Origin of the sequence: Flavobacterium maritimum (assembly GCF_040049085.1) — a bacterium.
In the GTDB taxonomy this organism is placed as follows: domain Bacteria; phylum Bacteroidota; class Bacteroidia; order Flavobacteriales; family Flavobacteriaceae; genus Flavobacterium; species Flavobacterium maritimum.
The window spans coordinates 35,661-50,482 of sequence record NZ_JBDLZY010000004.1; the positions used below are offsets into that span (position 1 = coordinate 35,661).

Here is a 14,822-nt window from a genome sequence, read left to right on the forward strand (position 1 = left end):
ATTATCACGGATGTCCATAATTAGGTTTTTTGTGTTACTATTATTTTTACTGAAACTTTTCGGTGATAATTCATTCGCTCAAATAAAAACTCCTTCAATAAGTAAGATTGCTGAACTAACAGAGCAATCAAAAAACTTTTTAAAAGAGGCCAATTTTGAGAAATCCTTAATAGCATCCAGACGCGCTTTGCAACTCGCAATTGCTGAAAAAGATGATTATTTCATTGCAACTTCCTATAATACTATCGCGGTAAACTTTTATGAATTATCAGAATTAGACAAAGCAATTTTTTTCTATAATAAAAGTTTGGCTCATGCCAATAAAACTGATGATGATGCCTTAAAAAACAGAATAAACAATAATTTGGGCAATATTTATTGCTTTGAAAAAAAACAATATAATAAAGGAATCGCATATTATAAAAAATCATTGGAATATGCTGAAAAGATTGCAGATACAAACCAGCTCGTTTTTACTAATCTGAATATCACATGGTCTTATTTTGACATTGGTAAGTTTGACAAAGGTTTTCCTTATTTAGAATATATTAATAAATATCATGGAAAATTTGGGAATGAATCTACGATTGTAGTTTTCAACATGCTTAACGGCATGTATTCCGGATACAAAGGGGATAATAAAAAGGCTGAAGCTTATTTTTTAAAGTCTATTGATTTAGGAAATAGAGGAGAGGACAAAACGGATTTACCGTATTCGTATCAGGAATATTCTAAATTTTTATTAAAAAATAAGGACTATAAAAAAGCTTACGAAAATTTAGAGCGCTACAATACCTTAAGCGAGAAGCTTTATAATGAGGAAAAGCTTGAAAAAGCAGGCATTGCCGGGATTAATCTGGAATTAGACGAATACAAAAGGGAGATAGACCGAATTGAAACAGAGAAAGATTCCCAGAAACAGGTTTTACAAAAATCAAAGGTTATTGTTGTCTTGTTTTTGGTTATATTATTTATTTTATTAATATTCCTTTATACCTTATATAAAAATAACAATTATAGGAAGAAAGCAAATGCTAAACTGACTTTTGCCAATGAAGAATTGATAACTGCCAAAGAAAAAGCAGAGGAATCCTCTTTACTTAAGACACAATTTGTATCTACTATAAGTCATGAGTTGCGAACTCCCTTATACGGCGTAATTGGTATTGCTGATATCTTAGTGGATGAGCATGAAGAATTAGCGGGAAGTCCCCATTTAAGTTCACTTAAATTTTCAGCTAAATATTTGTTGTCTTTGGTCAATGATATTCTTCAAATTAACAAAATTGAAGAGAACAGAATAGTTCTTGAAACCTTAACTTTTAATATTTCGGATGAGATACAGATGATTAAAAAGTCCTTGTCTTTCTTGTCCAGTGTAAATAACAATCAAATTATAGTCGAAGTCGATCCCGAGATTCCAGAATATCTTATAGGAGATAAATTAAGATTGGCTCAAATAATCATGAATCTAGTTAGTAATGCTTTGAAATTCACCAAGAATGGAGAAGTATTTATTGTCGCCAATTTAGTTAGAGTCGAAAATAAAGCACACCATATCGAGTTTAAAATTAAGGATAATGGTATCGGAATAGCCAGTACTGACCAGGATAAGATTTTTGAAAAATTTGTACAGGTGGGCAGAGTCCAAACAGATTATCAGGGGACAGGTTTAGGATTGTCAATTGTTAAACGACTATTAACGGTTTTTGGAAGTAGTATTACACTTGAAAGCGCTATTGGAAAGGGAACAGAATTTACGTTCACCATTGCCTTTGATTGTGATCCGGATAAAACAAATGAAATTATTAATAATATCCAGGTTGATTTAACGTCTAACCAAAAATTAAGAGTGCTGGTCGTAGAGGATAATCACATCAATCAATTGGTTACTAAGAAAACTATAGAAAAAAATAATTTTAACTGTACGGTTGTTGATAATGGATATGCTGCACTTGATCTAGTAGATAAAGAATTTTTTGATATTATATTAATGGATATAAATATGCCTCTTATGAATGGTTTTGAAACTACACGAAGAATTAGGCATAAAGGAATAAAAACGCCTGTAGTGGCTTTAACGGCATTTGATAAGGCCGAAATTACTGAAGAAGCTATTTCAGCAGGTATCAATGACATTATTATAAAGCCTTTTGAAACCGAAAGTTTATTTAAAAGTATAAACTCGCTTATATTTAAAACAAAAACGGCCAGCTAATCAATTTTGTATCATTTTTAAATGAGTCGTAAAATTTATTAAATAAAAAAAATCGTTAAATCCCACTTTTATAGTACTTAACGATTTTTTTAATTTTAATAATCAATTACAATAATTATAATTGATGTTATTTAATGTCAATTTTTTTTGCAATTTTTTTATTGCTTCCTTCTTTTTTAGCAATATCAATATGGAGGATACCATCTTTATAATTTGCCTCAACTTTGTTTTCATCTGCATATTCAGGTAGCGAAAAAGATCTGAAAAAGGATTGGTAATTGAATTCTTTTCGGATATAATTGTCTTTTTTTCTCTTCTCTTCTTTTTCTTCTTCTTTTTCAGACGAAATCATCAGCATATTATTGTCAATTTCTACTTTGAAATCTTCTTTTTTCATTCCAGGTGCTGCCAATTCAACTTCTATTTTATTATCTGTTTCCTTTAAATTAACAGAAGGTAAATTACTTCCCAATGCAGAAAAATTTTTATCTGTCCAATCAAAAATATCTCTTGAAAAAAAATCGTCAAAAAGTGTATTCATTGGAATCAAGGGAGCAAATCCATTTGTTTTAACTAACGTTTTCATAATTTTTATAAATTAAATTAAATTAAATTAAATTAAATTAAATTAAATTGTTGATAATTAATACTAACAGCAAATTTAATTCTATAACGGTCTTAATGAATGTTAATTAACATATAAATCGCTGAAAACTAATAAATTGACGATTAAAAACAAGTTTCAAAAACGAAGCTAATAGGTATTTCTTACACACAAAATTAGGTGAAAAAATAGCGATTAATACCAGCGTTTCTTGTTTTGTTTTGAAGCATTCGATTTCCTTGATTTATGGGCGCCACCACTTCGATTGGAGTTATTTTGTTTGGCAGATGAAGCAACTTCCGGGCTTCCTGAATGCCAAGGATAAGGATGGTCAGTAACTGTTTTTACATCAACTTTAATTAGTTTTTGAATGTCTTTCCAATAGCCATGCTCGTCTTTGCTGCAAAAAGAAATCGCAATTCCACCATTTCCAGCACGACCGGTACGACCAATGCGGTGCACATAGGTTTCAGGGATATTGGGTAAATCAAAATTAATAACGAAAGGCAGTTGATCGATATCAATTCCACGAGCTGCAATATCTGTAGCTACAAGTACACCAACCTCTTTATTTTTAAAAGCATCTAAAACACGCTGTCTTGCATTTTGCGATTTGTCTCCGTGTATGGCCTCGGCAGCGATATTATTTTTGCGTAGTGCTTTTACGACATTATCTGCTCCATGCTTAGTTCTTGAAAAAACTAAAACATCTGATAAGTTTTCATTTTTAATTAGATGATAAAGCAAGTTTCTTTTTTCAGTTTTTTCAACAAAATAAACCCTTTGCTCAACATTTTCGGCAGTGGATGATACGGGTGAAACTTCCACTTTTGCAGGATCTTTCAAAAACATCTCTGCTAATTCCCTGATAGCAATTGGCATGGTGGCCGAAAATAATAATGTCTGTCTGTTTTTTGGCGTAAGCTTTACAATCTTTTTTACATCATTGATAAATCCCATATCAAGCATTTGGTCAGCTTCATCAAGGACTAAAGTGTGCAGATGATCAAAATCAATAAAACCTTGTTTGTGCAAATCAAGTAATCTTCCCGGTGTAGCAACAAGAACATCAACCCCTTTTCGTAACGCTTCTACTTGCGGAACTTGTGATACACCTCCAAAGATAGTCAGTTGAGTCAAGTTGGTATATTTACCATAAGTATCGAAACTCTGGCCAATTTGAACGGCTAATTCTCGTGTAGGAGTTACTATTAAAGCACGAATTTGTTTGGCTTTTTTTGACGAACCAACAATTCGGTGTAACTGATGTATAATAGGGATGGCAAAAGCCGCTGTTTTTCCTGTTCCGGTTTGAGCACAGCCTATTAAATCCCTCCCAGCCAAAACTAATGGGATGGCTTGTTCTTGGATAGGTGTTGGACTTGTATAGCCTTCTTCAAATACGGCTTTTTGTATACTTTTTGATAATGATAAATCTTCGAATAACATATTTTTGGTATTAAATATCTTGTAATAAGTACATAGATAGTTTTGCAAAGATAGTATTAATATTTTTGATGATTATATTTTAGATTTTCACTGTAAGTAACTGGTTAACAAATGAAATATTTTTTTCTTTTTCAGTGATCACTCATGATTTGATTTTATAAAATCGGTAACCAAGTGGCCTATTAATTTTCCGATTAAATGGTTGTTTTTTTCTTCACCTAAATCTGGCGCTCCTTCGCAAATATGCAAATAAGCAGCATTTTTATTTTTGGCAAAAAAGGAAACGAACTGACGAAGTTCTTCTACAGAAAAACCTGTTAAAGTCATGGCGCTACTGGCGATATTGGGGATTGCATCCAAATCTATTTCAATACCAAAAGGATCGGTGTTTACAAATTCTAATGCCTGAATCATTTCTTGGCTGAAGTCTTTTTCTTTTCGGATGTTTACACTGTCATAAGTGTTATACCGTACGCGGTCTTCTATTTTTTTTATAATATCCAATACACTCTTCGAAGTGTAGTTTTCGTGTAAACCAAAAATGAAATATTTTTTTAAGAAACCTTCTTCATAAGCATAAGAAAAACCGTTTCCGCTGTGTCTTCCTTCCAAAATTCTAAAATCAGAATGTGCATCAAAATTAATAGCGTTTATCGATTTTCCTTTGGCAAGAGCAGTACCTTTTATATTACCATAGGAATTATTGTGGCCGCCTCCTATAATTATTGGTGTTTTTCCCAGTTTTACGATATTGAAAATTATATGGGAAACATCTTTGTCTATTTTTTCTACCAATTGACTCAATTTGAAACGGTCGTCAATGTCATTAAAATCCAGATGTTTCACTTCTTTCATTTCCTCGCAAACATTCAGTTGCCCTAAAACAATGATTTGACTGCCTTTACAAAAACGATTGTGTTGAATGTTAGCGATACTTTTTATGGCACTATCCCAGGCCGAAGCGGCTCCCGGTCTACCAAAATTGGCTCTGATCCCAATATCTTCCGGTATCCCAAACAGAACATATTTTGCTTCACAAGTTTTTAAAAATTCAAGAGGATCTGTTTCTTTTGGGACGGTTAACATTTTTTCTCCAAATTTTATTTCACCACTTCTATGGTTGGTAATCTTTGCGAGATCATTTATAGTAAACGGGACAAGCTTTTCCATGAAAAAAAAAAATATTTCTCAAAAATAATATATTTGTGTTAACTTACGTTATTACCTTTATTAATATTATTAAATTTGTATAAAAAAATATTTAGGAAATGGAAAATCAAAAAAGCAGTTCAAGTTTAAAAGCGGTTATTGCTGTATTGGCAATTTTACTAGTGGGAAGTTTAGTTTATATTTTTAAGATGTCATCTGACTCAGAAATCGTAAAAACGGAGCTAGACACTACCTTGACCGAAAAAGAATCGGTTATGAAAGATTTACAAGCATTGAAAGCAACTTATGATGCTGCTATTGCTGAAAATACAACAATGTCTGAAGAATTGATTCAAGAAAGAGATAAAGTTGTAAGCTTAATGGATGAATTAAATAAATCCAAAGGAGACATGTCTAAGTATAGAAATCAGGTTGCTGCTTTGCAGAATAACATGAAAAATTTGATGGCTGAAAACGAAGGACTTAAAAAACAGAATACAACTTTAACTACGCAACGTGACAGTACTATTGTAGTATTGGGAGAATCTAAAAAATACAATGAGGTATTAGTTGGACAAAACGAAGAATTATCAAAAACTGTAGAAAAAGGTTCGAAACTTACTATTTTAAACACTCAGACTGCTGCATATAAATTGAAAGGTTCAGGAAAACAAGTTGCAACTGATAAGGCAAGCAGAGCTGATGTTCTTAAAATCAGTTTCACAATTGCTGAAAATCAAATTGCAAAATCTGGTGATAAAACGTATTATGTGCAAGTAATTGATAGTGAAAATAACGTTTTGGGAGACAAAAAAACAGAAAGTTTTGGTGATAAAACTTTGACTTATAGTTTTGCAACTAATGTGAAGTACGAAAACAAAACTGTTAATGTTTCTGAGGATCTACAAGGAAAGAATTTTGCTAAAGGAACTTATTTTATCAATATTTTTGATAAAGACGAATTGGTTTCTAAAACAAGTTTCTCTTTGAGATAATCGTTGTTTGAAAAGCATAAAAAAAGAGGAACCTTATGTTCCTCTTTTTTTATGTCAAAATTTTACCTTCAAGATATACTGAATCAATTAGGTTACTGCCAAAAGCATAGGGCAGTTGGTAATATGAGGGAATTGGTTTTGTGATAATTATATTTGCTTTTTTACCGATGGTGATACTTCCATGTGTTTCTGAAATTCCCATAGCATAAGCACCGTTGATGGTGGCTGCATTGATGGCTTCCTGAGGAGTCATTTTCATTTTAATGCAAGCTGTTGCTACAACAAAATTCATGTTACCGGATGGAGTAGAACCTGGATTGTAATCGGTCGCTAATGCCAAAGGAAGACCTGCTGTCATCATTTCACGGGCAGGAGTGTAAGGAATACTCAGAAAATAAGAACAGGAAGGCAAAGCCACAGGCATGGTTTCTGTATTTTTTAAAGCTTCGATGTCTTCTTTTGTCATGATTTCTAAATGGTCGACAGAAAGCGCATTGTATTTTATTCCGGCCTGAATTCCTCCAATAGAATTAAACTGATTGACATGTATTTTTGGTTTTAAACCGTAACGAATTCCGGCTTCCATAATTTGTTCCGTTTCTTCAACTGTGAAATAACCTGTTTCACAAAATGCATCAATATAGTCGGCCAGTTTATTTTGGGCAATTTGTGGAAGCATTTCATTAATTATACAATCAATATATCCTTTATGATTTTCTTTGAAATCCAAAGGAAAGGCGTGTGCGCCCAGAAATGTTGCTTTTATTGTTATCGGGTAGTTTTGTGCTAATCGTTGAATAACGCGAAGCATTTTAAGCTCTCCTTCGACTGTGAGGCCATATCCGGATTTTATTTCGACAGCACCAGTTCCTAGATACATGATTTCTTCCAATCTTGCTTTGGATTGGGCATAAATGTCTTCTTCGGAGGTTTCGTTCAGTTTTTTGGCTGAATTTAAGATCCCACCACCACGATTGGCAATTTCCTCATAAGTCATTCCGTTGATGCGATCTACGAATTCCTGTTCGCGATTGCCGGCATATACAATATGCGTGTGTGAATCACACCAGGTGGGCAAAACTATTTTTCCGTTAGCGTCAATAGTGGTATCAGCATTTATTTTGGGTAGATTATCCATCGAACCAAAATCGGCAATTAAATTGTTTTCAATCACCAAAAAAGCATTTTTAATGGTTGGAAGAACGGCCATTTCGGCACCGGATACTTTAGAAATAGAACTTTCCCGAACTTGGAGCAGTTCCTTGATATTGGTGATTAATGTTGTCATTATTTGTTTAAATTACTCTGAAACTTTTATTTCAAACATTTTATCCCAGTTTTTACCGGTAACAAAAATGGTTTTTGTTTTTGGGTTGTATGCAATACCGTTTAAAACGTCAGTATCTGGTAATTGAGTTACTTTTTTCTTTAGATCAATAAGATTGATTATTCCTTCAACGGCTCCGTTTTTAGGATTTATGACTGCGATAGCATCTTTCTGATATACATTTCCGTATATTTTACCATCAATCCATTCCAATTCATTAACTCCTTTTATTTTTGTTTCAAAAGAGTAAACATTAATATGGTCAATTGCTTTAAAAGTTTCCGGATCTAATATATGTATGGTCTCTGAACTGTCAGTCATATATAAATGTTTACCATCACTGGTTAAGCCCCAACCTTCCATGTTTTTGTAATATTGCAATGTTTTTTCTTTTTTGAAGGTATCGGCGTTATAAACATATCCTTCATTATTTTGCCAAGTCAATTGATAGACTTTGTTATTTAGTATGGTAATTCCCTCACCAAAATATTGATCAGCCAGTTCGACTTTTTTATACACTTTGCCTGTTTTGTAATCTGTTTTTCTTAAGCTGGAGATTCCTCTCTTTCCCGTTGTACCTGTACCATTTCCTGTTCCTTCATAAAGAGTGTCACGATAAAATTCTAATCCTTGCGTGTAGGCTTCAATGTCATGCGGATAGATATTGACGATTGTATATTTTAATAATTTAGGCTGCACATCCGAAACTAGTTCTGTTCTATGAGTAGCTACTGAGTTATCACCTTCGTAATAAATGATTGCTTTTAGATTTTGGTAACCTAATTTTTGATCTTTTAATTGAAAAACCAATTTGTCCAAACCTTTTTTTGTTCCGACATTCTTATCATTTACATAGTAAACAATACTGTCAATTGTTTTTGAATTAGGGTTCAAAATACCTAATTCCAGAGCCTCTTGTGGCTTATATTGCTCTTTAAAATTAGAAATATTAAAGGTAAATACAGAATTTTCACCTTTTTTTGTGTCTCCACAGCTGATAATGGTGATTGCTAATAAAATGATAAATAGGAAGTTATAATTTTTCATTGTTCAAAATTTAAAGACCCCAATATACAACCTTATTTTAATAGCGACAAAGCACTTGCAAAAATATAAAAAGGTTGTATATTTGCACCGGCAAGTCCTACACGACCAGCTCCTGCAGACTCCCCCAGGATGGGAACATAGCAAGGGTACGCGGTTGAGCGGTGCGATGTAGGTCGCTTGCCATTTTTTATTTTATTTCTTACAAAAGTAGTCTTCCTTCGGGAGGATTTTTTTATTTTTGGACATATCTAAGTTAGAAGACTGAGCTTAGAAATGTAAAATAGTGAAGTACACTATTAAATCTAGCAGTCTAATAATTTTATATTCTACAGATGAGTAAAGTAGTATTAATTACAGGTGGTTCTTCAGGAATAGGAAAGTCAATAGGAGAGTTTTTACATCATAAGGGTTTCATTGTATATGGAACGAGTAGAAATCCTGAAAAGGTTTTAAATTCAGTTTTTCCATTAGTCGCTTTAGATGTTCGCGATACAGATTCCATCCATACGGCTGTAGCCAAAATAATTGCCATTTCAGGAAGACTGGACGTGGTTATTAATAATGCAGGTGTCGGAATTACAGGTCCATTAGAGGAGATTCCAATGAATGAAATCAAGAATAATTTTGAGACCAATTTTTTTGGTCCTATCGAAGTGATGAAAGCCGTTTTGCCACAAATGCGTTCACAACGCTCTGGTTTAATTATTAATGTTACTTCTATTGCCGGTTATATGGGCTTGCCATACCGCAGCGTTTATTCGGCTTCGAAAGGGGCGTTAGAGATTATAACAGAAGCTTTACGAATGGAAGTAAAATCTTTTGGAATTCAGATTACAAATGTAGCTCCCGGTGATTTTGCCACTAATATTGCTTCGGGACGTTTTCATGCGCCATTAATAAAAGGTTCGGCTTATGAAAGTGCTTATGGTAATACGCTTAAAACTATGGACGAACATGTGGATAGTGGCAGCAATCCAAACGAAATGGCTGAAGCGGTTTACAAAATAATTCAGACACCAAATCCAAATATTCATTACAAAGTGGGTGCTTTTATGCAGAAATTCTCGATTGTACTCAAGCGAATTCTACCGGATAAAGTGTATGAAAAAATGCTGATGAATCATTATAAGTTGTAATTTTGCGCCGAATTTGCGTGAGATTTGAAATTATGAGGAGAACAGCCCTTCCGATAGCTATCGGAATTGGGTCACGCGCAAATAATTAAACACAGAATTAAGAACACAATTAAATTTAGAAATACTATGAAATTTTTTATTGACACGGCTAATTTAGCTCAGATTAAGGAAGCGCAAGCATTAGGCGTTTTGGATGGCGTTACTACAAATCCATCATTGATGGCCAAAGAAGGTATCACTGGAAAAAACAACATTTTGAAACATTATGTTGACATTTGTAACCTTGTGGATGGTGATGTAAGTGCTGAGGTGAATGCAATGGATTTTGAAGGAATGGTGAAAGAAGGAGAAGAGTTAGCTGATTTGCATGAGCAAATTGTTGTTAAATTGCCTATGACCAAAGAAGGTGTTATGGCTGCTAAATACTTTTCGGATAAAGGAATCAGAACAAATGTGACTTTGGTTTTCTCTGCCGGACAAGCTTTGTTGGCTGCTAAAGCAGGAGCAACTTATGTGTCTCCGTTTATTGGTCGTTTGGATGATGTGTCTACTGATGGTTTGGCTCTAATTGAAGAAATCAGATTGATTTATGATAACTATGGTTACGAAACGCAAATTCTTGCAGCTTCTGTACGTCACACAATGCATATTGTAAACTGTGCAAAAATTGGTGCAGATGTTATGACTGGTCCGTTATCTGCTATTTATGGTTTATTGAAACACCCTTTGACTGATATTGGATTGGCTCAGTTTATTGCCGATTTCGAGAAAGGAAATAAATAATTTAATTGCTCAAAACATGAAGAAATTAGTTACAACCATAGCATTTGTATTCGCTAGTATAGTTTTAAATGCCCAAGAAGCGAAAGTTTTAAAAGGAGTTAATGAAGCAGGTGATGTGGCAAGTTTTGAACTTGACTGTAGCAAAAAATTTCCAGTTTTGGCAAAAGGATTGCGTTATAATATTACCCGTCATGAGTTTAAAGGCCCAGACATGAAGAATACGTATCGTATCATGTTAGTAATGGATGGTTTTTATACCAATGTTTTGAATAGTGAAATGACTATATCAGCAGTTTTGACAGATGGTTCAGTAATATCTAAAAAAGAAACTATCGAGAGTGATGGTTATTTTGATGGAGCATGTACATTGACTATGGATGCAATTAAAGGGCCTGTAGACTTAAGTATTAAGCAAATTACTGTTCACGCTGATAAAGATGTTGTTTATACTGTTTCAGAACAAAACAGGGTTTTCTTTACTAAGAATTTAAATAATATAATTACGGCTAAATAATATTCTTTTAGCTTTAAAATAAATAATTAGGTTCGATAAAAAAAGTCCCACTTACAATTGTAAGTGGGACTTTTTTATGGAATATTGTCACTATATTTTAGTGACCTCCAGATATTTTTTTGTCAAAATCGATTCCTTGAGCTCTTAAAATTCCACTTACTTTCCAAGCATAAAATACTAGATAAGCAAAGCAAAGCACACCAACGATATAACTATTTTGTATACCAATGATTTCAGCAATTTTACCTTGAAATACACTAACAAAACCACCACCCATAATCATCATGATAAGGAAGCTACTTCCTTGGCTAGTATTTTTTCCTAATCCACTAACAGCTAATGTAAATATACAAGGCCAAAGTGTACTACAAAATAAACCTACGCTGGTGAAAGCATAAACACTTACCATTCCGCTTGTTGTCATACCGATCAGAGTAGCAATAATACCTAAGGCAGAGAAAATAAGAAGCATTTTTGCAGGATTACCTTTACTGGCCATATCGGCAATAATCAAAACGATAATAACTAATCCGTAAACGTAGAATGGAGTTAGATCATGGTTAGCGACAGCATTAACGGCAAGAAATACACCAAAAGCCAAATAAGGAGCTATGAAACGTAGTATTTTTTGTAAACTCATATTATCTGTAAAGGCTTCAACAGCTCCAGTCCAACGACCAATCATTAAACTCGCCCAATAAAGAGAAATATAAGGAGCTACATCTTTGGTTAGGAAACCTAATTTACTTTCCATATAAGCTGGTAGATTACTTGCTGTAGATACTTCAACACCAACATATAAGAAAATTGCGATCATACCCATAACTAATTGAGGGTACTGAAGAGCTGAATTTTTGGCTGAATTTGTTTCTTCAGCTGTTTCTTCGATAGTTTCAGGTCTTTCCGGAAGAGAAGAGAATTTTAATAAAATAGCAACTACTAAAAATGCAAAACCTAACACTAGGTAAGGGATCTTAACACTTTCAATGCTTGCATTAGTATTGGCATTTGCACTGGAACCAAAAATGGCGAAACTAACAATTAATGGACCAATTGTTGTTCCGAAATTATTAATACCACCTGCCAGTGTTAAACGTTGTGAACCGGTTTTAATTGGTCCTAAGGCAATTGCTAGTGGGTTTGCAACTGTTTGTTGCAAAGAAAATCCCAGACCAACAATAAAAAGACCTGCCAGCATTAAAGTAAAGGATCCTGTGTTGGCTGCAGGATAAAATAAAAGTGTTCCTAATGCAGAAATAAGTAATCCTAGAGACAACCCATTTTTGTACCCAATTTTATTTACTAAATCTTCTTTGATTAAAACTGATACTCCCATATAAATAAGAGAACCGACTGTATATGCAATATAGAAAGCAAAAGCAACTAGTTGACTTTCTCCTTGTGATAAATTAAATGCTGTTTTGAAAACGGGGATTAGGATGTCATTACTTGCGGCTACAAATCCCCAAAAGAAGAATACGATGACTAGGGGGATAAATTGCCCCCATTTGGTTTGTGAATTTTCTGAACTCATGATTAAATTTTTTTTTTTTGGTTTTTAAATTATTTAAATTGTTTTTTGCTGCAAGACTGTAAATATATTTCTTACGCAAACCAAAAAAAAATATTTCCATATAAAAATTCTCATTTTTATACAAACGGCATTATTTGTTCAACAAAGAGTATTTCTGTTGAATTTTTTAATGCTAAACCCAGTATTTTAAATGAAAAAAATTTATTCTAAAATTTTACTTTTGACTTCCTTACTGTAATTTCGGCCAATGGGAATGGTGTATGTGAAAATTTGTATTCTATTTCCTTCAATAGATTTTACTTTGTCTAAAGCTATAGTATAGGATTTATGAATTCGCATAAAGCGATCTGTAGATAATTCTTCGGATAAAGAAGTTAATGATTTATGGGTAATATAAGTTTTCTCAATAGTAACAACTTTGATGTATTCTTTCATTCCTTCAATAAAAAGGATTTGATCAATATTTATTTTGACCATTTTTTTGTCCACTTTAATAAAAATGTGGGAATCAATTTTGGCCGGTTCAATTTTGATATTGTTTTTTAAATTGAATTCAGTTGTAATTTTATTAATACATTTAATAAATCGAGGCAGAGGAATAGGTTTTACCAGATAATCTAAAACATCCAAATCGTAACTCTCAGCAGCAAATTCCCTAAAAGCAGTAGTTATAATAACCCTGGTTTTATTTTCAATTAAACTGATTAATTCAAAGCCGGTCATCATTGGCATATTAATATCCAAAAACGCTACGTCAACGGAATTGTTGTTAATGAATTCTAAAGCCTCTATTGCATTGTTGAAAGTGCCGATAACTTCAAAATCTGAAAAATTAGTGAAATAATTTTGCAAGACTTTAATCGCTAATGGTTCATCATCAACCAAAATACATTTAATCTTCATTATGGATGGGTATTTGCAAACGAATGATATAATAATTGAATTTTACTTTATTTTCTAAAGTATAATTGTTTTTGAAAATTAATTTCAATCTTTTTTTAGTATTGACCAATCCAATACCTTTCTTTAATCTAAAATCTTGTGAAAGTACAAAATTATTTATTATTTCAAAATCCAGAACAGAATCATCAATTACTTTGCAATTAATCTTTATTTGGAGTTTTTTATTGTTTGTACCGCCGTGTTTAAAGGCATTTTCTATAAGAGACATAAAGATTAGGGGTGGAATTTTAACCTCGTCAATATTTGATTCTATATTAATGGTAACCTCGACATTTTCAAAACGCAGTTTTTCTATTTCGATATAATTTTGAATATAATCTATTTCATTGATTAACGGAACAAATTTATTGCCCTCAATGTCATACAGGACATATTCCATCAATTTTGAAAGTTTGATGATTACATCCGGAACTTTATTGGAGGATTCTAATGATAAAGCGTATAAGTTATTTAAAGTATTGAAAAAGAAATGAGGTTGTATCTGAGCCTTTAAATATTTTAATTTTATATTAAACTGTTCTTCTCTCAGTGCTTTGTTGCGATCTCTTTCTTTTATCCAAGTTAGCATCAGATAGATTGATGATGCAATTGCAAGAACATATACTTCTCCAATGCAAACGGCTACAATATGGTTGATTTCAAAAGGTCTGTAATCTATATTGGCTTCAGGCCAAATATTTTTTGAGATTATATAATACGTTAATCCCGTTTTTAATAAATAGACCAGAGCTAAGCTTGCTAATAGTGAAATAGTGTATTTAACATATTTTGATTTCAATACAAACAAAGGGATAAGTACTAATATGTTGAAGTATACGAAAGGTATGTGGAGTGCAAATTCTAATAGATTTGATTTGAAGGAATATTTGTAATCGTTAAAATAGGCCCCCCAACGTAAAAAGTTAAGAAAAAACCAGATTACCCAAAACCAAACATGGTTTATGAATTTTATATCGAATTTCATTTCATTTATTTTACTCACTTTTTGAACTATGATTTAAATGTTATAGGAAGAATAGGGGTGATTTCTGTTTTGTTTTGCAACTTTAATCAATTTGCTAATAAAAAACGGCTTTTTTAAGCAAAAAATCTAAAAATTTTAA

13 protein-coding genes and 1 other RNA gene are annotated in these 14,822 nt (G+C 32.7%); 6 read left to right on the forward strand and 8 right to left on the reverse strand.

The window, feature by feature from the left end; translation table 11 throughout:
• Nucleotides 1-31 precede the first annotated feature (31 nt).
• Nucleotides 32-2,218 (forward strand): response regulator, encoded by a 2,187-nt coding sequence (locus tag ABEB23_RS09550; protein WP_348812368.1) that lies wholly within the window; start codon nt 32-34, stop codon nt 2,216-2,218.
• Nucleotides 2,219-2,345: 127 nt separating this feature from the next.
• Here ABEB23_RS09550 and ABEB23_RS09555 read toward each other — a convergent pair whose 3' ends face one another.
• From ABEB23_RS09555 to ABEB23_RS09565, 3 genes are all read right to left on the reverse strand, one after another.
• Nucleotides 2,346-2,804 (reverse strand): Hsp20/alpha crystallin family protein, encoded by a 459-nt coding sequence (locus ABEB23_RS09555; RefSeq protein WP_348812369.1) that lies wholly within the window; start codon nt 2,802-2,804, stop codon nt 2,346-2,348.
• A 213-nt stretch (nt 2,805-3,017) separates the two neighbouring features.
• Nucleotides 3,018-4,271, reverse strand: a complete 1,254-nt coding sequence (locus ABEB23_RS09560) for a DEAD/DEAH box helicase (protein ID WP_348812370.1) — start codon at nt 4,269-4,271, stop codon at nt 3,018-3,020.
• A gap of 138 nt (nt 4,272-4,409) precedes the next feature.
• Entirely contained in the window at nt 4,410-5,441 is a 1,032-nt protein-coding gene (locus ABEB23_RS09565; protein WP_348812371.1) for a formimidoylglutamase, read from the reverse strand.
• Nucleotides 5,442-5,539: 98 nt separating this feature from the next.
• Between ABEB23_RS09565 and ABEB23_RS09570 the strand changes: the two genes are divergently transcribed.
• Nucleotides 5,540-6,415: a DUF8428 domain-containing protein gene (locus ABEB23_RS09570; RefSeq protein WP_348812372.1), complete on the forward strand. Its 876-nt coding sequence runs from the start codon at nt 5,540-5,542 to the stop codon at nt 6,413-6,415.
• A 49-nt stretch (nt 6,416-6,464) separates the two neighbouring features.
• Here the strand turns inward: ABEB23_RS09570 and hutI are convergent, their stop codons facing one another.
• Nucleotides 6,465-7,703, reverse strand: coding sequence for an imidazolonepropionase (gene hutI / locus ABEB23_RS09575; protein WP_348812373.1), 1,239 nt, complete (start codon nt 7,701-7,703; stop codon nt 6,465-6,467).
• Between the two features lie 12 nt (nt 7,704-7,715).
• A complete protein-coding gene (locus tag ABEB23_RS09580) occupies nt 7,716-8,789 on the reverse strand; it encodes a glutaminyl-peptide cyclotransferase (RefSeq protein ID WP_348812374.1) in 1,074 nt (357 codons plus the stop codon).
• A gap of 88 nt (nt 8,790-8,877) precedes the next feature.
• Here ABEB23_RS09580 and ffs point away from each other — a divergent pair.
• The 4 genes from ffs (at nt 8,878) to ABEB23_RS09600 (ending at nt 11,222) form a co-directional block, all read left to right on the forward strand.
• An RNA gene (gene ffs, locus ABEB23_RS09585) (signal recognition particle sRNA small type) lies at nt 8,878-8,975 on the forward strand.
• A 146-nt stretch (nt 8,976-9,121) separates the two neighbouring features.
• Nucleotides 9,122-9,925 carry an SDR family oxidoreductase gene (locus ABEB23_RS09590; RefSeq protein WP_348812375.1) on the forward strand — a complete coding sequence of 268 codons (804 nt, stop codon included), beginning with the start codon at nt 9,122-9,124 and terminating at the stop codon, nt 9,923-9,925.
• A gap of 126 nt (nt 9,926-10,051) precedes the next feature.
• Entirely contained in the window at nt 10,052-10,708 is a 657-nt protein-coding gene (gene fsa, locus ABEB23_RS09595; protein ID WP_348812376.1) for a fructose-6-phosphate aldolase, read from the forward strand.
• 16 nt (nt 10,709-10,724) lie between these two features.
• Complete coding sequence (locus ABEB23_RS09600) at nt 10,725-11,222, forward strand: hypothetical protein (protein ID WP_348812377.1); 498 nt, start codon at nt 10,725-10,727, stop codon at nt 11,220-11,222.
• Between the two features lie 97 nt (nt 11,223-11,319).
• On the opposite strand, the gene ABEB23_RS09605 is transcribed toward ABEB23_RS09600, so the two are convergent.
• The 3 genes from ABEB23_RS09605 to ABEB23_RS09615 form a co-directional block, all read right to left on the reverse strand.
• Complete coding sequence (locus ABEB23_RS09605) at nt 11,320-12,756, reverse strand: MFS transporter (RefSeq protein ID WP_348812378.1); 1,437 nt, start codon at nt 12,754-12,756, stop codon at nt 11,320-11,322.
• 201 nt (nt 12,757-12,957) lie between these two features.
• A complete protein-coding gene (locus ABEB23_RS09610; RefSeq protein WP_348812379.1) occupies nt 12,958-13,659 on the reverse strand; it encodes a LytR/AlgR family response regulator transcription factor in 702 nt (233 codons plus the stop codon).
• A complete protein-coding gene (locus tag ABEB23_RS09615) occupies nt 13,649-14,683 on the reverse strand; it encodes a sensor histidine kinase (protein ID WP_348812380.1) in 1,035 nt (344 codons plus the stop codon). The genes ABEB23_RS09610 and ABEB23_RS09615 overlap by 11 nt, the downstream gene beginning before the upstream one ends.
• Between the last annotated feature and the right edge of the window lie 139 nt (nt 14,684-14,822).